The organism is Microcoleus sp. FACHB-672 (assembly GCF_014695725.1).
Taxonomy (GTDB): domain Bacteria; phylum Cyanobacteriota; class Cyanobacteriia; order Cyanobacteriales; family Oscillatoriaceae; genus FACHB-68.
Genome location: NZ_JACJOU010000013.1, coordinates 208,105 through 231,766, shown reverse-complemented (window position 1 = coordinate 231,766; position 23,662 = coordinate 208,105). Strand labels below are relative to the sequence as shown.

General features: G+C 48.0%; 16 protein-coding genes. 11 read left to right on the top strand and 5 right to left on the bottom strand.

Annotated features, from left to right (window positions below):
* Positions 1-225: 225 nt before the first annotated feature.
* Complete coding sequence (locus H6F56_RS08865; protein WP_190666934.1) at positions 226-1,443, top strand: ABC transporter permease; 1,218 nt, start codon at positions 226-228, stop codon at positions 1,441-1,443.
* Between the two features lie 3 nt (positions 1,444-1,446).
* Here H6F56_RS08865 and H6F56_RS08860 read toward each other — a convergent pair whose 3' ends face one another.
* On the bottom strand, positions 1,447-1,866 hold the full coding sequence (locus H6F56_RS08860) for an SH3 domain-containing protein (protein ID WP_190666932.1): 420 nt from the start codon (positions 1,864-1,866) through the stop codon (positions 1,447-1,449).
* A 274-nt stretch (positions 1,867-2,140) separates the two neighbouring features.
* Between H6F56_RS08860 and H6F56_RS08855 the strand changes: the two genes are divergently transcribed.
* On the top strand, positions 2,141-2,806 hold the full coding sequence (locus H6F56_RS08855) for an ABC transporter ATP-binding protein (protein WP_242031931.1): 666 nt from the start codon (positions 2,141-2,143) through the stop codon (positions 2,804-2,806).
* A 123-nt stretch (positions 2,807-2,929) separates the two neighbouring features.
* Positions 2,930-6,322 carry an ATP-binding protein gene (locus H6F56_RS08850; RefSeq protein WP_190666930.1) on the top strand — a complete coding sequence of 1,131 codons (3,393 nt, stop codon included), beginning with the start codon at positions 2,930-2,932 and terminating at the stop codon, positions 6,320-6,322.
* 159 nt (positions 6,323-6,481) lie between these two features.
* On the opposite strand, the gene nblB is transcribed toward H6F56_RS08850, so the two are convergent.
* Both nblB and H6F56_RS08840 read right to left on the bottom strand, forming a co-directional pair.
* Positions 6,482-7,147 (bottom strand): phycobilisome degradation protein NblB, encoded by a 666-nt coding sequence (gene nblB, locus H6F56_RS08845; protein ID WP_190666928.1) that lies wholly within the window; start codon positions 7,145-7,147, stop codon positions 6,482-6,484.
* Positions 7,148-7,254: 107 nt separating this feature from the next.
* Complete coding sequence (locus tag H6F56_RS08840; RefSeq protein WP_190666927.1) at positions 7,255-7,719, bottom strand: CBS domain-containing protein; 465 nt, start codon at positions 7,717-7,719, stop codon at positions 7,255-7,257.
* Positions 7,720-7,859: 140 nt separating this feature from the next.
* Between H6F56_RS08840 and H6F56_RS08835 the strand changes: the two genes are divergently transcribed.
* A complete protein-coding gene (locus H6F56_RS08835) occupies positions 7,860-8,189 on the top strand; it encodes a (2Fe-2S) ferredoxin domain-containing protein (RefSeq protein WP_190666925.1) in 330 nt (109 codons plus the stop codon).
* Between the two features lie 204 nt (positions 8,190-8,393).
* Here H6F56_RS08835 and H6F56_RS08830 read toward each other — a convergent pair whose 3' ends face one another.
* Complete coding sequence (locus H6F56_RS08830; protein ID WP_190666922.1) at positions 8,394-9,317, bottom strand: alpha/beta fold hydrolase; 924 nt, start codon at positions 9,315-9,317, stop codon at positions 8,394-8,396.
* Between the two features lie 332 nt (positions 9,318-9,649).
* On the opposite strand from H6F56_RS08830, the gene H6F56_RS26805 reads away from it, so the two are divergent.
* Positions 9,650-9,781 (top strand): hypothetical protein, encoded by a 132-nt coding sequence (locus tag H6F56_RS26805; protein WP_255513699.1) that lies wholly within the window; start codon positions 9,650-9,652, stop codon positions 9,779-9,781.
* A gap of 24 nt (positions 9,782-9,805) precedes the next feature.
* A complete protein-coding gene (locus tag H6F56_RS08825; protein WP_190666920.1) occupies positions 9,806-10,996 on the top strand; it encodes a hypothetical protein in 1,191 nt (396 codons plus the stop codon).
* A gap of 60 nt (positions 10,997-11,056) precedes the next feature.
* On the opposite strand, the gene H6F56_RS08820 is transcribed toward H6F56_RS08825, so the two are convergent.
* Positions 11,057-12,049 (bottom strand): ribose-phosphate pyrophosphokinase, encoded by a 993-nt coding sequence (locus H6F56_RS08820; RefSeq protein WP_309236476.1) that lies wholly within the window; start codon positions 12,047-12,049, stop codon positions 11,057-11,059.
* A 347-nt stretch (positions 12,050-12,396) separates the two neighbouring features.
* Between H6F56_RS08820 and H6F56_RS08815 the strand changes: the two genes are divergently transcribed.
* The 5 genes from H6F56_RS08815 (at position 12,397) to H6F56_RS08795 (ending at position 23,108) form a co-directional block, all read left to right on the top strand.
* A complete protein-coding gene (locus H6F56_RS08815; RefSeq protein ID WP_190666918.1) occupies positions 12,397-12,855 on the top strand; it encodes a GatB/YqeY domain-containing protein in 459 nt (152 codons plus the stop codon).
* A gap of 26 nt (positions 12,856-12,881) precedes the next feature.
* On the top strand, positions 12,882-13,388 hold the full coding sequence (locus H6F56_RS08810) for a hypothetical protein (protein WP_190666916.1): 507 nt from the start codon (positions 12,882-12,884) through the stop codon (positions 13,386-13,388).
* Between the two features lie 162 nt (positions 13,389-13,550).
* The gene (locus H6F56_RS08805) at positions 13,551-15,746 is read left to right on the top strand and encodes a serine/threonine-protein kinase (RefSeq protein WP_190666914.1); all 2,196 of its coding nucleotides are present in this window, start codon (positions 13,551-13,553) and stop codon (positions 15,744-15,746) included.
* Positions 15,747-15,941: 195 nt separating this feature from the next.
* Positions 15,942-16,670 carry a dethiobiotin synthase gene (bioD, locus tag H6F56_RS08800; protein WP_190666912.1) on the top strand — a complete coding sequence of 243 codons (729 nt, stop codon included), beginning with the start codon at positions 15,942-15,944 and terminating at the stop codon, positions 16,668-16,670.
* An 888-nt stretch (positions 16,671-17,558) separates the two neighbouring features.
* Positions 17,559-23,108, top strand: a complete 5,550-nt coding sequence (locus H6F56_RS08795) for an Ig-like domain-containing protein (RefSeq protein WP_190666910.1) — start codon at positions 17,559-17,561, stop codon at positions 23,106-23,108.
* The last annotated feature ends 554 nt before the right edge of the window (positions 23,109-23,662 follow it).

The following is a 23,662-nucleotide window of genomic DNA, read 5'->3' as shown; positions in this document are numbered from 1 at the left end:
ACAAAACCCTCAAAAAACCGCAACCAAACGCATCAAAACCCTTAACCTTATCTGAGTCATCTGCATTAATCTGCGTGCATCTGCGGTTTTTAAATCCTCCAAAACACTTTGCAAAAGCCAACAATCTTAATAAACTATCTGTGTGTATCTGTGGTTTTTTAATCCAAAATCGCTAACTTTTGTAAAAAGCCTAATCAATAACCAAAGAGAAATCACCAAAGAACAATGGATATTGTTGAAAGCGTCAAAATGGCAACCACAACGTTGCTCTCCAATAAACTCCGAAGCAGCCTAACCATGCTGGGAATTATTATTGGCAATGCTTCAGTAATTGCAATGGTTGGGATCGGAGAAGGAGCGCAAAAATTTGTTGGCGATCAGGTTAATTCTTTAGGCTCAAACTTGTTGTTCGTAATTCCAGGGAGTCCTGAAGCTCAAAGACGGCCTATTTACCCGCCCCAAACACTGGTACTGGATGATGCAAAAGCAATTGCTGAGCAAGTTGCTTCTGTTAGTGAAGTTGCGCCGACACTCAACGGCAGCGAACTACTTTCCTATCGCAACAAAAATATCTCAGCAACGATTATGGGAACCACGCCAGAATATCTTTCTGTCCGAAGTTTCGATATTGCCAAAGGCCGCTTTTTGATGAATTTAGATTTGCAGCGGCAAGAAGATGTTGTGGTTCTGGGTTCAGAAATAGCCCAGCAATTGTTTGGAAATAAAAACCCGCTGGGCGAACAGATTCGTCTTAAAAATGTCAGCCTGCAAGTTATTGGCGTGATGCAACCAAAGGGTTCAAGTTTTGGTGAAAATCAGGACATGAATGTTTACGTGCCAATTACCACAATGGCGCGAAGGATTGTAGGCCGGTCATCTCCTTATGGGATTCAGGTAACCTTTATATCCGTCTCTATTCAGGATGAGGCGAGTATGAAAAAGGCGCAGTTTCAAATAGAAAATCTACTGAGATTGCGCCATAAAATCATAAATGAAGATGATTTCACAGTGCGAAATCAGCAGGAGTTAATGAATACCTTGGGCAGCATTACAGGGGCGCTAACGTTACTATTGGCGGCAACTGCGGCAATTTCTCTGTTTGTAGGCGGCATTGGAATTATGAACATTATGCTCGTCTCCGTTACCGAACGCACCAAGGAAATTGGACTGCGTAAAGCAATTGGCGCTTCCCAGCAAGATATCCTGGTTCAGTTCATGATTGAATCAGTCATTCTGTCAGTTGTGGGCGGTTTAATTGGTGTCGGTTTCGGCATTAGCGGTATCATGCTGATCGGAGCGTTTACACCTTTGAAGGGTGGCGTTTCTCTCGTGGCAATTGCTATGGCTACCAGCATTTCTGGTGGCATTGGTTTCTTCTTCGGAGTAGTGCCGGCACGCCAGGCGGCTAGACTTGACCCAATTGTTGCCCTCAGAAGTGCTTAAATTTCACTCCAAGCTGTTAGGTTCAATATATCGGCTGTTTGCTCTGACAAAACACTGACCCCCGTTAAGTTCCACCCGTAGCCAAGGTTTGCCGGCTTTGTCCCGCTGAATCACGATCACTTCATCAGAACCGCCACGACCGAAGCTTGCCGCTTGAAACAAATCTTCCTGAGCAAATTGCCGGCTAACTCGGTGATTGACGCCAGGGCCATTACGGCAGTTTAAACCTTCGGTAACAACTCGCCAAGATCGATGTTCGCCGGCAACTCCCTGAATTTCCTGACCGTTGGCGCTGAGTCTCTGGATTGAATTGTAATCTCCATTGCGATCTGGAATCGGCTCTCGATTTCTTTGCGCTAAAGCAAGGGTCGCAAAGGTACAAATTGAAGTCGTGATCACGATTGCCGGCACAAAACGAAACATCTTTTTAACCGTATTTATAGGAACCTTTACCTTTCTATTTTTTAAATTAACATTACAATAGATAAAATAGCCATAAACATATTTTTTCTTTAAATTCTTGGTTTAATTAAAATTAGTGTATTCTCCTGATTTTTCCAGTCATTGAGTCTCTAGCGCGAATATCCTTATGAAAAACCAACCCTTAGATAGTCAAGCCCTGAAAACGTTAGACAACAACCCGGCAGTGCAGAAGCCGGTGATTGTCGGGCTTGAAAATGTTTCCAAAATCTATGGCATGGGCAATACAGAAGTTCGCGCTCTTAACGGTGTGGATTTGACGATAGAACAGGGTGAATACTGCTCGATTATGGGGGCTTCTGGATCGGGCAAATCTTCCGCTATGAATATTATCGGCTGTCTTGACCGGCCCACATCGGGAAAATATTATCTTGATGGGTTGGATGTTGCGGAAATGGACGAAACAGAATTAGCAAAGATTCGCAATCTCAAATTGGGGTTTGTATTTCAGCAATTTCACCTTTTGTCGCAACTGTCAGCATTAGAAAATGTGATGCTGCCGATGGTGTATGCCGGTGTTTCCCCTCAAGAAAGGCGAGATAGAGCAACAGAAGCACTAATTCGAGTCGGGTTAGAAAACCGGCTGAATAACAAACCCAATCAGCTATCAGGGGGACAGCAACAACGGGTGGCGATCGCTCGTTCAATTGTCAATCGTCCCGTGTTGCTACTGGCAGATGAACCCACCGGCGCTTTGGACTCTAAAACCACTCAAGAAGTGATTGATATCTTCTCCGAACTCAATGCTGCCGGTATCACAATTGTTATGGTGACGCACGAACCAGATGTCGCGCGTTGTACCCGCCGCATCGTCTGGTTCCGCGATGGTCAGATCGTACACTCCCATTTAACCCCAGACGATTTAGGTCACGCTGCCTTCTAAGGAGTATATTAAGCTGCAAGTGGATTATCATTGCTTAGTCAGATTCCGCGCTTTTGTATGGCGCTTCAAACTAGGCTAAGTGGTGCCAAAACATTGCGGCTCGCTTCTCAGGAGAGTTAAAAAATGAGGCTTGTATCTCGCTGGAACCGCGCCCACATTCTATTATGTTTAGGCGCTTTTTTGTTGGCTATGCTAATGGGCCAGCTTTTTTCGACTCAGTCGAGTTATGTTGGTGTTCCGCAATCCACAAATTCACTGCCGGTGGCGATTACAGAAGGTTGGCAGTACCGCTGGGGTGATTCACCGTTTGATGCGGCGGGTGTGCCGGTGTGGAGTTATCAGGAACTCTCCAGTCCTGAGTGGAAATCATTGCAAATTCCCGCAAAATTAGCGAAACCTCCGGGAGAAAAAATGGCTTGGTTTCGTGTTAAGTTGCCTGAAGGCCGATGGCAATATCCCAGCCTGAATTTGCAAGGAGCTTCTTGGTCATTTGAAGTCTATCAAAATCAGGAGCTCATTGGTAAATTTGCCGATTTAGATGCAGCCGACAACATACTCACATTTAAAGATAGAAGTTGGTGGATTATTCCGGTAAGACCTAATTTACAAAATCAAATATTGCTTTTTAGAGCGAATGTAGATTCTCAGAGCTTAATTGATATTAAACTTGATAAAAAGATAGTTGTTGGCTCGCTTTCACAGCTAATTAAATCAGTCGTTAAAAAAGAAATTTTTAAGTTTGTTTTAGGATGTCTATTTACGTTAATTGGATTTTTCCCGTTTTTATACTTGTTAAAAGATAGCACAAAAAAAGTTTATTTAGGATTTAGCTTTTTTTCAATTTGCTTAGGAATTTACAGCATTTTAGACAACCACACGATTAACTTAATTTTTACGATTCCCAAATATTATGAACCGATCATGCTAGCCTCCTTTTATTTAATACCTGTTGGGCTATATTATTTTTTCGAGCAAATATTTGGCACCGGCAGTAAATCTATCATCAGGCGGCTATGGCAATTGCATCTTGTTTATGCGGTTGTCGCTTTAACTTTAGTGAGCGTTAAATCATCTTTTTTAGACGCTACAGTAAATATCGCTTTTATTCTGTTTATTGGAAGTACATTCATTATAGTTGCAAGTGCAATTAAAGTCGCTTTAAAAGGAAATATTGAAGCAAAGTTGTTTACATCAGGGTTTACTGTCTTTGCACTTTGCACTCTGCCAGATATTCTGGAAAGCCTGAAAATTATTAGCTGGCCGGTAGAGACTTATTACTGGGGAATGTTAGGCTTTATTTTATTTCTGGTGGTTATTTTAGAACGCCGATTTACAGAAGCGCGAAACCAACTAGAAATGCAAAATGCTACATTGCAGCGAATCGCCAAGCTCAAAGATGAGTTTTTGGCAAATACATCTCACGAACTTCGCACCCCCCTTAACGGCATTATCGGCATTGCTGAATCCATGATTGATGGAGCCACCGGCTTGATAACTTCACAGCAAATTGCCAATCTTTCTTTAATTGTTTCAAGTGGCCGACGTCTAACTCAGCTTGTTAATGATATTCTCGATTTTTCCAGACTCAAACATAAAAATATTGAACTACAAAAAAGTGCGGTGGGAATGCGAGAAATTGCAGATGTCGTGTTGACGCTGAGCCAACCTCTCCTCAGCAAAAAATCTTTAGAGCTAATCAATAGAATCGATCCAGATTTGCCGCCGGTAGAGGCTGATGAAAATAGGTTACAACAAATTTTACACAATCTAATTGGCAACGCCATCAAGTTTACTGAAGCCGGCACAATAGAAATTTCTGCTGTATTAGAAAATGCAGAAGAATTTTCTACCTCACCAATCCTCAATCCGCAATTACCAATATTAGCGATTACCGTTTCTGACACCGGCATTGGCATTTCCCCTGACAAATGGGAGAGAATTTTTGAGTCGTTTGAACAAGCGGATGGTTCAACTGCCAGAGAATACGGCGGCACCGGCTTGGGTTTAGCCGTTACCAAACAGCTTGTCGAGTTGCACGGCGGCAAAATTTGGGTGGAATCAACGGTGGGAGAAGGTTCGCGGTTTACGTTTACCCTGCCGGTGTCATTTCAAGATAGGCAACCCACAAATATCAGCAATCCTCGCTTGAAATTATCAAACTTAGCTGTAACAAACGAAGAAGACACCTTGCCAGAACGCAACTTTGTTTCAGATTTACTGCTTAATCAAGATTCACAACTAAATCCTGCTCAATTTAACGCTTCTCAAGGAGATTTTAAAATTTTAATTGTGGATGATGAGCCGGTGAATCTGCAAGTGCTTGTTAACCATTTATCTCTGCAAAACTATTCTCTCACGCAAGCGACAAATGGGGTGGAAGCTTTAGCAACAATTGAACAAGGGTTTCAACCAGACCTCATTCTTTTAGATGTCATGATGCCGCGAATGACCGGCTATGAAGTTTGTCAAAAACTTCGGGAAAAATTTGCGGCAAATGAATTGCCGGTAGTGTTACTAACCGCGAAGAATCATGTTTCCGATTTAATGGAAGGATTTACTTCAGGTGCTAATGATTATTTAACCAAACCGATTTCAAAAAATGAATTGCTTGCGCGAATTAAAATTCACATTCAACTGTCAAAAATAACCCTTGCTTACGGGCGTTTTGTGCCTCATGAGTTTCTGCGATTTTTAGGACATGAAAGCATCATTGATGTTAAATTAGGGGACCAAGTTCTTAAAGAAATGACAATTTTGTTTTCTGACATCCGCTCGTTTACAGCTATGTCAGAGAGCATGACACCGAAACAAAACTTTGATTTTATTAACGACTACTTGAAACGGGTTGGCCCTGTGATTCGGAATCACAAGGGTTTTATCGATAAATATATTGGAGATGCGATGATGGCATTGTTTCCCGAAACCGCAGAAGATGCGGTGCAAGCAGCAATCGCCATCCAACAGCAAGTCTCACTTTATAACACTCACCGGCAGGAAAATGGCGACCCTCCGATTGCGATTGGTATTGGTTTGCACACCGGCAGTTTAATGCTAGGGACTGTTGGAGAAGAACAGCGGATGGAAACAACGGTAATTGCTGATGCGGTGAATCTGACATCTCGTTTGGAAGGACTGACAAAACTTTATGGTTCAGGGATTGTAATCAGCGAACAAACGCTGAATTGTCTCAACGATCCGGCAAACTATTGCTATCGATTTTTGGGTAAAGTTAAAGTCAAAGGTAAGCAAGAAGCCGTCGGAGTCTTTGAAATTTACGACGCAGATCCAGCCCAAGAAAAAGCTTTAAAACTGCAAACCCAATCTGATTTTGAACAAGCTATTAATCTTTATGAAAATCAAAACTTTGCTGAAGCGTGTCAAGTTTTTGAGCAAATTTTGCAGGTGAATGCTCAAGATAAAGCAGCTGCTTTTTATGTTAAACGCGCTCAAGAGCTGCAAATATCTGGGAAAGCAGGAAGTTGGAACGGGATTGAAACCTTCGAGGAAAAATTATAAAGAGATTAGTAAATGAACAGCCCCTACATTCTGCTGTGATCAAACTAAAGCAGAATCGTGAAAATTCCTAGCTGTAAGGGCCGTTTTGCTAATTATGCCAATCTCATAAAAAACCAATGATCTTTTATTGACTGTTGCAATGTTATGCCGGCATATCATTTAAGCAGAGGTTAAGCCGGTTTTAGCTTCCTGAGCCACCTGATCCACCTCATCGTTGGCAAGACTTTCTAAGGTTGAGCGAGTGTCCGATCCGCCGAGACGTGTCAGTGCTTGTGCCACTCTGTAGCGGATCTGCCAGTCCTCATGGGTGGCAAAGGGAGTCAGTAATGGAATCGCCCGCTTATCTCCGAGTTCCCCAAAAGAACTAATTGCAGCCATTTTTAGGAGGTCTTCACCGGCATTCAAAGCATTTTCTAATAACTCGAATGAGCGCTCGTCTCCCAGTTCTCCTAAAGCAGCAACAATGCTGAACTTAACAATCCACTCAGTCGTTGTTTGATAGAGTTGCTGTAAGTCTTCAAAGGCTTCTTTTAACTGTAGCCCCCCCAAAGAATCTGCCGCTGCTGCTTGCACATCGGGTTCAGGATCGTTCAGTAGGCGATCACGCAGCAGATTTAATGCCGTTGGTAAATCCTGCCGGCCTAATGATGCCATTTGGCTTGCCGCTGCATAGCGAACGCGGGCGTTGCTGTCTTGAATAGCCGTTTGGGCTAGTTCAAATGCAATGGCCGGTTCAAGCTGGCGGAATTGGTTAACGGAACGAAGACGCTCACCCAAATCTTCTGAATTTAGTTGCTGCCTAACAGACTCAGGAGTAATACTCATTCTCTTGCTTTTGCGAACTTGCCAACTTATCTTATTGCTAGTTGCTAATGGTTCAATGCTATTAGCTACTAGCGCAAAACTTTCGAGCGAAAATAAAAAACTTTTGATTAATCTTGACTGGCTGCCATCTCTCGCACAATATCCCCACGAGTCAGGATACCAATCAGGTGGCCGTTAGCATCCAGCACCGGCAGGCGGTGAATCTTGCGATCATGGATCTGCCGTGCTGCATCTGTTAGAGATTTATCGGGTGTGATGGTGATCGGATTTTGGCTCATGACTTCCCCCACCGTCTGCCCTAAGGCTTTGTGCAAGTCCCGTTCGTGGGTTGCTGGATTTTTTAAGTAAATCACACTATCAAGCAGCGTGATATAAGCCGGAGGAGTCGTTCCAGTTGCCCGCACCATCAAGTCAGTTTCAGAAAGGATACCAACCAACTTGCCGGTCTCATCCACCACGGGAAGACCACTAATGCGTCGTTCAGCCAGAATCTCAATCGCTTCCTGTAAGGGGGTTTCAGGCCGGACAATGATTAAATCACGGCTCATCACATCGGCAACGGTCTTAGGCATGGTGGGTTAAATCTGCTACAAAGATCCATTCATCTCCTATCATAGCTCTGCCAGGACACTCAGCTTTTGATCTGCGAAGGCTCCTCACGCCTGACGTTAAGATCGGAAGCATCAGGCGATTTACATGGCAACCCGAATCAATGGCAGAAGCAGAAACTGAGTGTGACCAACCGCACCCGCAACCCAAATATCTTTGCGTTATGGTTTGCCAGCATCTATCTTGCCAGCGAAACGGCTCAGCAGAGGTGCTACAAGCGTTTCGAGAGCATCCAGTTCCGGGCGTCACGATTAACCCTAGCGGCTGTCTGGGACAGTGCAGTTCGGGACCCACTGTCCGGGTGACGCCAGCCGAGATTTGGTATTGCCGCATAACGCCGGCTGATGTGCCGGCAATTGTTGAGAAGCATTTGATCGGAGGAGAGCCGGTGGAAGCCAAGCTGCACCCGAGGATTCATTTGCGATTTTATTAATTGGGGCATGGGGCATGGGGCATTGGGCATGGGGCATTGGGCGAGCCTGTGGTGAATTACCACAGGCGAGGGATTGGGCATGGGGCATTGGGCATGATTAGGGACTGACTACTGACTAAAGAGTTGTCTTCTTTATTTTCCTTTCAGTAATCGCACTTGTAAGAAAGACTTGCTTCCCGTGTTTTTGGGTAAATAAGAGTTTTCCTACTCCTTCTCGCTCGCTTCTGCCTTCTGGTTTTCCACAGATGACAATGCCCAAGAACGGATCAGATTATTGACCTGTTCTGGGATTTCGTCGTGGGGACAGTGACCGGCACGCAGGAAATATTCGGTTAGCTGGGGATAGTATTGGCGAAACTTGATGCTTCGTTCTCTGGAGTTCATCCAAGGATCGGCTTCTCCCCACAGCATCAGCAACGGACAATTTAGCCGGCTCAACAGACTGTCAACTTTTTCGCCTTGAGGGGATCTGAAGACGGAGGCAAACACTTTTGCCGCACCGGCATCACAAGAAGGCCGGTAAATATCTTCCACCAGTTGGTCTGTCACCGCACTTTTGTCTAGATAAACTTTCTCTAGCGTTTTGCGAATGATTGAGCGCTGGCGCGTGTATTGAAACAGCAGGAAACTCGCCCAATCTTGCAAAAATAGCCACTTCATGCCCTCTTTTAGGGTGTCTCGCATCGGGTCAGGTTGGCGCCCCGGCTCGTTAGAGGTAAAAGGGCCGGCACTGTTAATTAATACCAAACCTAAAGCAGACTCTGGCCGCTGGGCTGCAACGCACAGGGAAGCATAGCCACCGAGGGAGTTACCAACCAAGATTGCCGGCTCACCGATGACTTCGGTAATAAATTCATGCAGTTGATCTCGCCAAAGATCACCACTGTAGAGTTGATCCGGTTTGGCAGAACGCCCAAACCCTAAAAGGTCAATAGCCCAAACATCAAAGTCGGCAGCTAAATCGGCAACATTTTTGCGCCAGTGGTCTGTAGATGCCCCAAAGCCATGAATTAACAGCAGTGGCGGACGTTGTGGCTGCCGGCTGCCAGCGTGTAGGTAGTAAATAGAGTGCCCCCGCCATTTCCAGTAGGCACCAGGAATTGCAGGTGTTGTAAGAGTTGCTTCCACAGGGGATAAATTAATAAGTTTTATTAATTATTATAAAGCTTCGTTTCAGATTCAGCTTGGGGCGATTGTTTCCCTGGAATTTGGCTGCCGGTTTTGGCCAGTTAGAGAGACTTGTGGGCTATCGGATGTGCCGGCAGCACGCCTCTGCTTCACTTTTTTACATAAAATCTGCCAAGATATTGTGTTGATGAGCCAGCCGGCTCACCAGACTTTCCCCAGGATGCCCCGAAGAGCGCGATTGCAAAACGCAAAATCAGATCGATCAATCGCTATATTATAATTTCCTGGTCACTCGGAAAGCCGTAATTTCAAAAGGACAGGGTGCCGAAGGTGTGAAAGCTGTATTAACAAATAAATTCCTTTGGTTTTTGCGGGCAGCGCCAACCGGCAAGCGCAGATTGCGTCAGATTCCCTTGGAAGCAACCCCCACGACTGGGCGACAACCGGCGCATCTTCCAGGCTAAAGTTTATAGATTTTGAAGGTGGAAATGATGACGCAACAGAACATTTTAACTCTCGCAAAGCAAGGCAACCCGCAAGCAATCAAAGTCTTAATTAACCAATCCCTCCAATCTAAAGGAATTACCGTTAAAGTTGGGATTAAGAATGATTGTTTAATGGTGTTTGCCGAATCGAACAATCCCCCGGATCAATCACTTGTGGTGAATTTTATCCGCAAGGGGATGATGAATTTAAAACCTGAATCAGTGCAGCGGGTGGTGGTACAGGGACACACTGCCGGCAACACAGCCCCAGCTTGGCGAGAAAAATTTGATTTGAATGCCGGTTCAGCAGCCACTCTCGTTCAACCCCCGGCGACAGCCCAACCCCCCATCAGTAAAAGTCCTGCCGCAAAAAAGACGCCCCCCAACAATGCAGAACGTCCCCAGCAGCCTAGTTCTAATCAAACCGAGCCAATCACCCAAATTTTAACTCCCCCTAAACCGCTTCACCCGGTTCTTTCTTTCATTAAAAATTTCATTTTTATTAGTTTGTATGTGTTGTGTACTGTAGGTTTAGCTGCTTTAGCCTTTGGTGTCAAACTGGCGGCAATTTTAGTCGCTGAACGCTTCATTTATGAGATTCAAATTGTTGGCGATGTATTGCGCGGAATTCAAATTATTGAAATTTTAAATATTTTAGTTTTTGCAATTTTGGGAATGGGGTTTGGAGTCGCAACCATCCTATTACCTCGAAAAGTTGGCGTGCCGATCAGCAGTCTTTTAATTATTATTTTACTTCCCGTTATTTTTTGCACAACGGATATCGTCAAATATTCCAGCTGGGTGAATGAAATAGCAGAGCGAGATAATCTAGAATACGTGAAAGCCGAACAGCTCACTAACGCATTTTTAAAAAGTCGGGTTGGGCAGCAAGGTTTTTTAGGATTTTATATCCATACTGCCGAATTTCCAGTTCTTCCCACAAAAAAAGCGGAGATGGAATCTGTCGGCGCTCATAAACAGAAAGTTACATCAAGATTCGCGACTATAACAAAAATCGATTCCAAAAAAATAGCAGCTTTGTTTTCAATTTCTGGATGGGGAATCCGAGCTTTCTACTTTTTAGTTGCCGTGATGACAACGATCATTCATTTTCGTGAAGGGTTGAGCGCTGTTAAGATTTTATCCAAACCTAGCTTTGAAAATGAGCCTTATATCAACACCCAAGAAGCATGAAAAATCATAAAAGGTAAAAGTTCAGAAGATTTTCTTTTACCTTTTACGGATTATTGCCGGTTAACGGAACATACTGCTGACAGAACTATCTTCGTGAACGCGCCAGATGGTTTCACCGAGTAAGTTGGCAACTGTAAGCATCGTCAGCTGTGGGAAGCGGTTTTCTTCAGGTACGGGAATTGTATTTGTGACGATCACTTCCTCAAAAAGCCCACTTGAGAGACGTTCAATCGCAGGCGGCGAGAAAACCGCATGAGTTGCACAGGCGTAAACCTGCCTCGCGCCTTCACTCCGCAACAGTCTGGCTCCTTCTGTAATCGTGCCGCCGGTGTCGATCATATCGTCTACCAGCACGGCTGTTTTACCTCTGACATCGCCAATGACGTTCATCACTTCCGCCACATTATGAGCTTGCCGGCGCTTATCAATAATTGCCAGGGGAGCATCATCTAACTTTTTAGCAAAAGCTCTGGCGCGTGCCACACCACCGACATCGGGGGAAACCACGACTAGATCGGGCAGATTCTTACTTGCCAAGTAATCTAAGATCACCGGCAAACCGTAAACATGATCAAAGGGAATATCAAAATAGCCCTGAATCTGGGCTGAGTGTAAATCCATCGCCAGAATGCGAGTGGCTCCAGCTTCGGTAATTAAGTTGGCCACCAGCTTTGCCGTAATTGACTCACGTCCAGCCGTTTTGCGGTCTGCCCGCGCATAGCCATAATAGGGAATCACTGCCGTAATTTGCCGTGCCGAAGCACGACGACAGGCATCAATCATAATCAGCAATTCCATCAGGTTATCGTTCACCGGGTGGCAAGTAGGCTGGATGAGATAAACATCACAACCCCGAATCGATTCCTGAATTTGAATGTAGAGTTCTCCATCCGCAAACCGTTTGCGTACCATTGGCCCCAAGTCTATTCCCAGGTATCGAGACACTTCCTGAGACAGGGCCACATTGGCCGAACCAGAGAAGAGTCGCAGACGGTTATGATCAGCAACAGCTGGTAAAGCAGGCTGAAGAGTTAAAGTAGCAGAATGGATCACAGCAGACCCTCGCAGCGCGTTCTATCATGGCAATCTTATCATTCCTCTTTAAAATTATTGCCTAGGATTCTACGGAGAAATCCATGAAATCGGGATCGATTGTTTCGGTAAATTAAAGAATATTGCTCTAACCGGCTCCCACGCTTAACAGAGCGACCCCAGCCGGCTCTCCCTAAGCCAGACAAGCACTGAAGGGCATTCGCCTCACCGGCCCCTCTGGGGAATAGGCCAAGCTTGGATCGACCTGAAAACGTACAAGCTGTGGGTGCTGCACAGAAAATAAAAATAAAATAAAAAAACTCTCACGTTCGCGTCTGCTTGTAAAAGTCGTAAGAAAGGTTAACATCATGAGCTTGAAGGATCAGATTGGCGAAGACATCAAAGCAGCCATGAAATCTAAGGATAAAATCCGGCTGGAAACAGTACGCAGCATCAAAAAACTGATCTTGGAAAAAGAAGTGAGCGTCCGTCCTGCCGGCCAAGAAGCACTCACCGAGGAGCAAGAAATGGAAGTCTTGGTGCAGCTAGCCAAACAGCGGCGGGATTCAATCGAGCAATACCGGCAAGCCAAGCGAGAGGATCTGGCATCCCAAGAAGCTCAGGAATTAGCCATCATCGAAGAGTATCTACCTCAACAGATGTCTGATGAGGAAGTCAGCGCCATCATTGACCAAATCATCGCCCAAGCCGGTGCCACCACAGCCAAAGACATGGGTAAAGTCATGGGTCCTGCAATGCAACAGCTCAAAGGAAAAACAGACGGCAAAAAAGTCCAAGAAATGGTCAAAGCCAAATTAAACGGTTAACTCATCCCTGCGGGGAAGGTTGCAATATGATCAAGCTGATGAACGCAAAAACGCTTCTGACAACTTTATTCGCAGCAATGATCGCCGTGGCAATGAGCGGCTGTTCCTTCTCCGGAACCAGGGCAAACTCATCACCGGCTCCTAAAAACAGTCAAACACCGGCAGTAATCGCCCAGCAGTCTCCAGACTCAAGCAGCGGGTCTCAAACCCAGAAGTGGAGACCCATGACTGAGCCAGAGAAAGCCGATGCTTTGCAGTATATTTTAAGCACACCGTTGGGTATCGCAGCGCTTAACCAGCTAGCCATTGAAGGCTTCATCAGTCCCCAATGTCCCAAAACTTTTTACACCGACGACACAGGGTTCCAAACCTTACTGCGCGTGAAGTGTCCTAGCCAACGCGGCGTGTCTATTGCGGTGGGTTACGATGAAATGCGCGTGACTCTCAATCGTTTTGAAGATAACATCGAGAGTTTTCAAGTTGAGCGAGTGAGCGACGAGAATCGCTCTCGTGTGGCACCTCTGCCAGAATAAAGCCCGATATCCAGTGAAGCGGGGAGGAAATCGTCAGTAACGTCCCCATCGCCTCTTCCCTTTTTTGTGATCCGAACGTTTGGTAGGAAGCTAGAAAGTCTCTGAAGGGCAAGCCGTTCACTGCCAATCTAAAATCTAGAATCTAAAATGGTCTAACCTGCTATGCAACCACCAATTCCTGCCGGCACCATCCTGCAAAACCGTTACCGCCTGCTCAGTATTTTGGGTCAGGGAGGGTTTGGGCGCACTTACTTGGTTGAAGATACCAATCGGTTTGACGAACGTTGCGCCCTCAAAGAATTTATTCCCATTCAGACGGGTGCCTATGCGGTGGAAAAGTCGCAAGAGTTATTCCAAAGAGAAGCCGTCACCCTCTATCAAATTCAGCATCCCCAAATTCCCCAGTTCCGAGCCACGTTTGAGCAGAATGGCCGGCTGTTTTTGGTGCAAGATTACGTGGCAGGAAACACCTATCGCACCCTGCTCAACGAACGTAAAGCAGCCGGGAGCACATTTTCCGAAACCGAAGTGTTGCAATTGCTGTGGCAGTTATTGCCGGTGTTGGAGTATATCCACACTCAGGGCATCATTCACCGCGATATTTCCCCAGACAATATTATTAAGCGAGAGGCCGATGGCGTGCCGGTGTTGATAGACTTTGGCGTGGTCAAGGAACTCGCCACCCGTGTCCTGTCACCTGAGACAACGCCACCGGCAACCACCGTTGGGAAAATGGGCTATGCGCCCAGCGAACAAATCCAAACAGGTCGCGCCTATCCGAGCAGCGATTTCTATGCTTTAGCCGTGAGTGCCCTCGTCTTGCTCACGGGTCGAGAACCATTGGAACTATTTGATGACGTGCAGCTGACTTGGAATTGGCAGCCGTGGGCGTCAGTGAATCCCGATTTCTCCGCAGTCTTAAATCGGATGTTAAGTTACAGACCCGGAGATCGCTTCTTGAGCGCAACCGAACTTGCTCAGGCGCTCAAGCCTCTAGTCACTCCACCCCCCATTCCTGCCATCCCTGCGATCCCCCAGCCGCCAATTCCCGCCCCTCAACCCCCTCAACCCCCTCGTCCCAGTCTTTCCGAGGTGCAAACCGTAGCCGTTGGACGCCGGCTTGACCCAAATAGCCCTGCTGCTGGCCCTGGCCCAAATCGAATCAATCCGATCATTGATCCGCCACAAGATGCGTCTATTTGGGATAATCCGCTGGCAGTTACAGCGATTGGTGCCGGCCTGGTACTGATCACTGGCTTTGGATCTTGGGCGCTGGTAAGTTCCGTGGGAAATCGGCAGCCGGTTCAACCATCCCCAACCGCAACTGTTGCTGTTCCCCCTACCCAGGCCCCGGCAGCCCCACTGCGACCGAATCCCAGTCCGACCCCAAGACCTACCCCAATCCCCATCAAGCGTTTACAAGTCCCCCTGGGCACAACTAAAGCTGCCAGCGGCAGTTTGAAAGCTGATGAAACCATTAACTATGTGGTTCAGGGACAGCCGGGACTGCTATTGACCGCTAACGTGGTTAGTAGAGGAGTTCTCATGACACTGTTGGGGCCAAACGGACAACCCCTGCCCGGGGCGTCGCGAAGGGTGCCTTTGTGGCAGGGCGCTTTACCCACTGCGGGCGAGTACACCATCCAGCTCAAACCTTTGTCCGGACAGTCCAAAAGCGACTACCAGCTAGAGGTAACCTTGGCGCAGCCGGTGGAACCCAAACCCGAACCAACTCCCATTCCCACGCCCGAACCCACTTTCAACCCGGAACCGACTCCCATTCCCACACCCGAACCTACGCCCGAACCCACTTTCAACCCCGAACCTATTCCCACACCGACTCCCACCCCAACATTCACGCCAACTCCCACTCCCACCCCGACTCCCATCCCAACTCCCACCCCGGAACCGGCTCCCACCCCGGAACCGACTCCCACCCCGGAACCAACTCCCACCCCGACACCCGAACCGACTCCCACATCGCCACCCGAACCAACTGCCACACCGGCACCCGTCATATCGCCTACTCTAGAACCACCACAACCCACAATTCCACCCTTGAACGGAGAACCCCTTAGCTTTCAAACTGGTGAAACCCAAACTCAAATTTCTGGTCGCACCAGCCCCCAGTTACTCAAGCGCTATTTAGTGCGTGCTGCGAAAGGACAAGTGATTGCGGTTGAACCCGTCACCGGAGATGTTACGTTCAATATTCGCTATCCGGACGGTGATCCCGTGGAAGACGCCTCTGGCCTTTTGTCCTGGCAGGCTCAACTGCCTACTGCCGGTGATTATCAAATTGAGGTAATTGCACCCCAAGAAACTGCATTTACTCTCAATGTCAGCCTTCGCAATTAGGGCAGCGAGGGTTTGGGCTTTTAAGATTTTTGGCAGAGGTGTATTTTAAGCTGACACACCTCTAACTTGTGCTTTTGACGAACCGCTGATCATCAGCGAAGTCCTCTCCTGTGAACCGTTGAAGAGGGCCTGCGCCCTCTTGCGCCCCTATAGCCCCCTCAATCTCAATAAACAAACTTATTTGCGTAGTAGCTTATGAATGCCCTTCTGATTACTGGAACGGATACAGATGCCGGTAAGACTGTTTTGACGGCAGCTTTAGCTGCTTACCGGCAGACTTACTGCACGTCCCAAACCTTGGGAATTATGAAGCCTATTCAGTCGGGGGTGGGCGATCGCGAACTGTACCAACGTTGGTTTTCTTCTGAGCAATCTTTAGAAGAAATCACGCCCTTATTTTTTCAGGCACCCTTGGCACCGCCGATCGCAGCGGAACGGGAAGGACGGCGGGTGGAGTTAGAACAGGTTTGGTCGGCTTTTGAAGCGCTGCGACGTCGGTTTGATTTTGTGCTGGTGGAAGCCCTGGGGGGACTGGGTTCGCCGATTACGCACGAATTGACTGTGGCAGATTTGGCGAGAGATTGGCGAATTTCGACGGTTTTAGTGGTGCCGGTGAAATTGGGGGCGATCTCGCAAGCAGTTGCCAATGTTGCCTTAGCCAGACTTGCCGGTGTTCCTCTCAAAGGAATTGTCCTCAATTGTGTACAACCCCGTACAGAGCAAGAAATTGCTGACTGGGCACCGGCTGATTTGGTGAGTTCTTTAACTCAGATGCCGGTTTTAGGCTGCTTGCCTTACTTGGATGATCCAACAGATCGGGCCAAACTCGCCCAAGTTGCCTCGCACTTAGAGCTTGAACGGTTCATGCCGGTGGCTAATGCCTTTAGCTTGTCCTCTAACAACACAAGCCGAGCCGCCGGTTGAGTATTTACTTTCAGGTGTATTTCTAGCAGCAAAGCCGGTCAAGCAGCCCCTCGTTCATAAAAAACCGGCTTTCCCAAAATAATATTTTGTGATTCAGCCTAAAATTTCTCGTCCCTGGAGTTTAAGTAAATCCTCCTGTGGTCTGAGAGACATTCTAGTTGGACTGTATCTAAGTTTTCAATTTTCAGCAAACTTTCAGTAATAATACGGATAAGACATTTTTCCTTATGAAATCTTTATAAGTTTTTGTAAATGTTTCAGTAATTAGGCTTATATATAAACGCTTGGTTTCCTCTATAGGCAAAAGTTATATTTCTAACTATCGGTAGATTCACCTAAATTCTTGAGAAAATATAAAAAGAATAGCTGGGTGCATCTCCCTTTTGCTACAAATTAGTCCCGATCGGTGTTTAGAGCGATCTGCTGTGTAATAACGCTTCGCTATTGCTCAGGGAATCTCAGAGGAAAACATTCCTGAAAAGGAGTCAGTACAGACTGACTCAAGCCGGCCTGTGCTTGAGTCAAGAGCAACTACACGCCGATTTTGCAACAGGAAAGGCAAAAATTTTGAGTTCTTCCTGACTACAGCATGGCCGGATTAGCTTAATTGCAGACTGTTACTTGATTCTGGCTCCTTCACAAAATGTTGGATAGCTGGAAATTCCCTCAATAAACACAACGGGCCGACTTGGGATCGGGAATCTCTCAGCTGCTCTGAATGCGGGAACGTGATTTGAGCCAAAGCGACGGGAACGAATAGCTTGGGTGCAGACAGAAAACAATGCTGCACCGCAATCTAAATGGCATCCCCACAAAGCTAAACGCTGTGAAGATTAGCAAAAGCGAGATGCACCCAGATGAGCGATTTAAAAGGGAGCAATTGCTAATATGTCAACGAGCAACAGTACATCAGGGAATGATTTTGTTCTAGGTACTCCGGATACAGATAATCTTCAAGCGCTAGCCGGCGACGATGTAGTTTTGGGACTAGAGGAAAATGACCAAGCTGAAGGCGACGCAGGTCAGGACTTTCTCGATGGCAACATCGGCGACGATAGAATATTTGGGGGTTCTGGAAGTGACATCGTGCGGGGCGGGAAAAATAACGATGAGCTATTTGCTGGGGGTGAAGATGACGTCGTCTTGGGCGACTTGGGGAACGACATCGGTTTAGGTGAAGTTGGACGCGATATTCTCTTTGGTAACCAAGGTACTGATTACCTGGCTGGCAACGAAGACAACGATACCCTGCAAGGTGGCCAAGGAAATGATATCCTTCGCGGGGGCAAGAACAACGACTACCTGTTGGGCGAACGAAATGATGACATAATCGCCGGCGACCTGGGGGATGACATTGGTTCAGGTGGCACCGGCAGCGATATTCTGTTTGGCAACCAAGATGCCGACTGGTTGGGTGGCAATGAACAAAACGACTCCCTGTATGGCGGCAAACAAAATGACATTCTGCATGGCGGTCGAGACGACGACCACCTATTTGGCGAACTAGATGATGACGTACTCGCCGGCGATCTAGGGGACGACATCGGTTTGGGTGACGTCGGCAACGATTATGTGTTTGGCAACCAAGGTGCTGATTGGGTTGCTGGCAACGAAGGCAACGATACCATCTATGGCGGTAAGGATAATGATACCGGCCACGGTGGTAAAGATAACGACATGGTCTGTGGCGATCTCGGCGATGACGTGGTATCTGGCGACTTGGGAGATGACCTCGTTTGCGGGGGTGCCGGCACAGATGTTTTATTTGGCAACGAAGGCAACGACTGGCTTGGTGGTAACGAAAACGAGGATACACTTCAGGGCGGCAACGGCAATGACTCCTTGTTCGGTGGGATGGAAAATGACTTCATCTATGGCGAAGAAGGTAATGACGTACTTGCCGGCGACATCGGTGCCGATACAGTCTTCGGCAACAATGGCAATGACACGTTTATTATTGGCCGGCGCAACGATGTTCCAGGCTATCGTACTACCGGCGGCCCGGAACTCTCTGACGCAGACTGGTTCCTCGACTTTGGCAGTGATGACCTTATTTCATTGATAGGCGGTTTGACATCAGCCGAACTAAATATCTTTGCCGGCACTGAGGCGTACGCCGGTTATACGATTATTCAAGATAATGTTCTCGGCGAATATTTAGCCATTATCAAGGGCACCCAGCCGAACTCTTTCGTCCGCGACACTTACCAGCTGACTTACCGGCCTACCTCAGCACCGACTGACGGTGGTGATGGAAGTCCTGTTATACCGGGCGATGGTGGCGGTGGCGTTATACCCGGCGGTGGCGGTACACCCGGCGGTGGCGGTACACCCGGCGGTGGCGGTACACCCGGCGGTGGCGGTACACCCGGCGGTGGCGGTACACCCGGCGGTGGCGGTACACCCGGCGGAAATACTGCCCCAGTTGCCGTAAACGATGCGGTGACGACTGATGAAGATGTGGCCGTTACTCTGCCGAACGTGTTAACCAATGATACGGATGCTAATCGCGACGCACTCAAAATTAGCGGCATCACCAACCCGGCGAACGGAACCTTGGTGAATAACGGCGATGGCACGTTTGTCTACACACCGACAGCCAACTTTAATGGCACCGATAGCTTTACTTACACACTTTCAGACCCTAAAGGGGCGACAGACACCGGCACAGTCACAATTACCGTCAATCCGATCAATGATGCGCCGGTTGCCACAGGTGACAATGCATTCACTACAACCGAAGACAAGCCGGTACAGATTCCTAACCTATTAGCAAATGTCACAGATCCCGATGGTGATCCCCTAACGGTGACGGAGATCGGGACGCCACAAAATGGCACTTTGACTCCAAATGATGACGGCACCTATACATACACCCCAGCACCGAATTTCAACGGGACAGACAGCTTCACCTACACGATTTCAGACGGCAAGGGCGGCACAACGACTAACACGGTAACGATTGATGTTGGCGAGCAAAATGATGGGCCGGTTGCTGTAGCCGATGCAGTGACGACAGATGAAGATGTGCCGGTGACGATTCCGAACGTGTTAACTAATGACACAGAGGGTGATGGCGGCGTCCTCAAGATTAGCACCATCACCAACCCAGCGAACGGCACCGTGGTCAATAACGGCGACGGCACGTTTGTTTATACACCAACAGCCAATTTTAATGGCACCGATAGCTTTACCTACACAGTTTCAGACCCTGAGGGCGCGACAGACACCAGCACTGTCACAATTACCGTCAATCCAATCAATGATGCGCCGGTTTTTACAGGTGACAATGCGTTCACCACAAACGAAAACACGCCGGTACAGATTCCTAACCTGTTAGAGAATTTCACAGATCCCGACGGTGATCCCCTAACGGTGACGGAGATCGGAACGCCGCAAAATGGCACTTTGACTCCAAATGATGACGGCACCTATACATACACCCCAGCACCGAATTTCAACGGGACAGACAGCTTCACCTACACAGTTTCAGATGGCAAGGGTGGCACCACGACTAACACGGTAACGATTGATGTTGCTGATGGCGGCACACCCCCACCCCCTGTAAACACCGCCCCAGTTGCAGTAAACGATGCGGTCGCCACTGATGAAGATGCGTCGGTGACGATTCCGAACGTCTTATCCAATGACACGGATGCTGATGGCGATGCCCTCACAATTACTGGCATCACCAATCCGGCTAATGGCACCGTGGTAAATAATGGCGACGGCACATTTGTCTATACACCGGCAGCCAATTTCAGCGGGACAGACAGCTTTAATTACACAGTGTCCGACCCTCAAGGGGCCACAGCAGCCGGCGCAGTCACAATTACCGTAAACCCGGTTAATGATGCGCCAACGATTAGCGATGTCGCTGATCAAATTACCACCCCAGACACTACCACTGGGGCGATTCCATTCACTATCGGTGATGTAGATACTGAACTGGCCAATTTAACCGTCACCGCGACTTCTTCCAATCCGGCTTTGGTGGCAGATGCCGATATTACACTAATCGGCACCGGCCCTGAGCGCAAGGTGACAGTGACTCCAATTGCCGGCCAAGTGGGCACCACTACCATCACACTCGCTGTTAGCGACGGGGTGGCAACGACGACCGATACATTTAATCTGGCAGTCTATGCGCCAATTGCCCCTAATGACATTACGCGGAAGGTGTTGTTAAGTAGTCCCTTGCAAATTGCTCCAGCAGAACTGCTGGCTAACGACATCGATCCCACCGGCCAAGGACTGACGATTACTGCCGTGTCCGATGCTGTCAATGGCACGGTAGCTATGAACCCACAAACTGGGCTGATTACTTTCCAGGCAATTAAGGATTTTTCGGGACTCGGCTCTTTTACCTACACCGTGCAAGATAGCAATGGCGGCACGGCAACAGCGACAGTCACAGTACCTGTTACTCCTGTCGTAGAGTTGGCTTCAATTGCTACAAACACGAACGTGCCGGTGGGAACCGGCGGCTTTCCCATCAACGGCGAAACACCCGGAGACAATGCCGGCAATTCGGTGAGCGGCATCGGGGATCTCAATGGTGATGGCCTTACAGACATGATTGTTGCCACGAACCAAGCTGACCCCAACGGCGTTGTTAACGCCGGCAAAGCTTATGTGGTTTATGGCAAGGCAACTCCCACTCCAATTAATTTAACCGAAGTCAATGCCGGCATCGGCGGCTTTGCCATCAGCGGCGAGGGAACAAATGACCAAGCCGGTCATGAGGTTAGTGGGGCGACGGATTTCAACGGCGATGGTGTTGTAGATGTAATTATCGGCGCTCGCTATGCTGACGTTGGTGCCCTTGGCAATGCCGGCAAAGCTTATATCGTCTACGGAAAGACAGACGGCACCCCGGTTGCTTTAAGCCAAGTGGCTGCCGGCACCGGCGGTGCAGTTCTCTTAGGTCAGGCGGGAGCCGATCAGCTCGGCAGTTCGGTGAGTGAGGCAGGGGATGTCAATGGCGATGGCATTGGAGATGTAATTATCGGTGCACCCAGCGCGACTGTTGGTGCAAATACCTCTACTGGGAAATCCTATGTGGTATTTGGCAGAGCAAATGGCACTGCACCCTCAATTAGCGATGTTGTTGCAGGTATTGGCGGTTTTGTGATCAACGGCGAAGCGGTCGGTGATCAGTCGGGTTCTTCCGTCAGGTCAGCAGGGGATGTCAATGGCGACGGCCTAGCTGATGTGATTGTGGGTGCTCCGTTGGCCGATGCCGGCGCGAATGACTCGGGTAAAGCCTACGTGGTTTTTGGCAAAGCTGATGGGACGGCGGTGAGTCTGGCTGAGGTAACAGCCGGCACTGGCGGCTTTGTGATCAATGGCATAGACCCAGGCACCCGTGCCGGTCGCTCCGTAAGTGGCGCTGGAGATGTCAATGGCGATGGTTTTACTGACCTAGTCATCGGTGCTCGTGGTACCAACAATACGGCTGCCGGCAATTCTTATGTGGTGTTTGGTAAGGCAGAGGGGACAGCCGTTAATCTCACCGCCGTGGAAGCCGGTACCGGCGGCTTTGTTATCAACGGTGAGCCAACAAATGACACGACAGGGCGTCCGGTACGGTCGGCAGGGGATATTAACGCAGATGGCCTGGCTGATATTATTTTGGGCGCGAGTATTGCTGATGTAAATGGCCCTCAATCTGGGAAAGCCTACGTGATTTTCGGCAAAACTGGCACTGAGGCGCTTAACTTGAATGAAGTGGCCACCGGCATGGGCGGGTTTGCCATTAACGGGGAGTCGCCGCAAGACTTAGCCGGTACTGGAGTCAGGGGGGCCGGAGATGTCAATGGCGATGGCTTCTTTGATGTGGTTGTGGGTGCTCCAGGGACGACCCCCAACAATGCTGCAGGAAGATCCTACGTGGTTCATGGGGGCAATTTCACCGGCTCTGTGACCCAGCAGGGAGGTGCCGGCGCTGATCTGCTGACCGGCACGGCGGCGGCTGACGTTCTGGTTGGTGGTGGCGGCAACGATACCCTCACGGGTGTCGGCGGCCCGGAAGTTCTCTATGGTGGACCCGGTGATGACATTCTCGGGGTTAACGATGGGAGTTTCATCCGTCTCGACGGTGGCACCGGCATCGATACCCTACGTATTGATGGAACCGGTATCAATCTTAACTTGGCTGCTATTGCCAATCCCCGGATGTCTAGCATCGAGCAAATGGACCTCACGGGTGCCGCCAACAACAGCTTGGGACTGACCCATCTGGAAGTCTTGGGTCTGACGGATATCAGAAAGCAGCTAATTGTTAATGGGATTGCCGGTAATGTGGTGACGTTACAAGATCAAGGCTGGACGCCTGGCGGTCAGCTCGCCCTGAATGGCAACACCTACAACCAATACACCAACGGCAATGCTTCCCTGTTACTGGATACAGACATTACCGTGCAAAACGTTGCTTAAAAGGCTGCTGTGTAAATTTGTCAGGGTTTCTTCACATGAAAACAAGGCAATAACGGAGGTATCAATGAGCGGAACTGCATTCAATACGCACAAGTAGAAAAGTAGTGATTGTCAGGAATTCACGTTCATATCTTATGCTTGAGCGCTAAATGAATCCCGATTCCTGGCATACACTTGGCTGAAACTTGATTGAGCGGATTATCTTTTGCTTCCTTTTCTTTCGCATTGTTTTTAATTCATTGTGTCCGTTTCTTAACAAAGAGAAATGGCATTAGACTCAAAAGCTCCAGGGCTTGTCATTAAAATGCCCTGGAGCTTTTGAGTTTATAAATTCAGTCATTACTTTAATTTCAAAATTTATAAATCATTGGAAATGAGCTTCTGACTTTACAGCCTGAGCCAGATTTGAAACAAAAATCAATTTAGTCTCTGATTGAATAATTATCGACTGAATTTTTATAAAATTCAGATATAAAAGCTGTCTAATAGCAAAATTATAAAAATTAAAAGTAAATTAATGCAAGTGTAAAAATATTTTTAATTTTATTGAATGC

Bases quoted from the DNA above. Each gene is read 5' to 3' on its own strand.
- H6F56_RS08795 (WP_190666910.1), top strand. From the start codon at position 17,559: ATGTCAACGAGCAACAGTACATCAGGGAATGATTTTGTTCTAGGTACT.
- H6F56_RS08810 (WP_190666916.1), top strand. From the start codon at position 12,882: ATGATCAAGCTGATGAACGCAAAAACGCTTCTGACAACTTTATTCGCA.
- H6F56_RS08860 (WP_190666932.1), bottom strand. From the start codon at position 1,866: ATGTTTCGTTTTGTGCCGGCAATCGTGATCACGACTTCAATTTGTACC.
- H6F56_RS08855 (WP_242031931.1), top strand. From the start codon at position 2,141: ATGGGCAATACAGAAGTTCGCGCTCTTAACGGTGTGGATTTGACGATA.
- H6F56_RS08850 (WP_190666930.1), top strand. From the start codon at position 2,930: ATGAGGCTTGTATCTCGCTGGAACCGCGCCCACATTCTATTATGTTTA.
- nblB (WP_190666928.1), bottom strand. From the start codon at position 7,147: ATGAGTATTACTCCTGAGTCTGTTAGGCAGCAACTAAATTCAGAAGAT.
- H6F56_RS08865 (WP_190666934.1), top strand. From the start codon at position 226: ATGGATATTGTTGAAAGCGTCAAAATGGCAACCACAACGTTGCTCTCC.
- H6F56_RS08805 (WP_190666914.1), top strand. From the start codon at position 13,551: ATGCAACCACCAATTCCTGCCGGCACCATCCTGCAAAACCGTTACCGC.
- H6F56_RS08835 (WP_190666925.1), top strand. From the start codon at position 7,860: ATGGCAGAAGCAGAAACTGAGTGTGACCAACCGCACCCGCAACCCAAA.
- H6F56_RS08825 (WP_190666920.1), top strand. From the start codon at position 9,806: ATGATGACGCAACAGAACATTTTAACTCTCGCAAAGCAAGGCAACCCG.
- bioD (WP_190666912.1), top strand. From the start codon at position 15,942: ATGAATGCCCTTCTGATTACTGGAACGGATACAGATGCCGGTAAGACT.
- H6F56_RS08840 (WP_190666927.1), bottom strand. From the start codon at position 7,719: ATGCCTAAGACCGTTGCCGATGTGATGAGCCGTGATTTAATCATTGTC.
- H6F56_RS08815 (WP_190666918.1), top strand. From the start codon at position 12,397: ATGAGCTTGAAGGATCAGATTGGCGAAGACATCAAAGCAGCCATGAAA.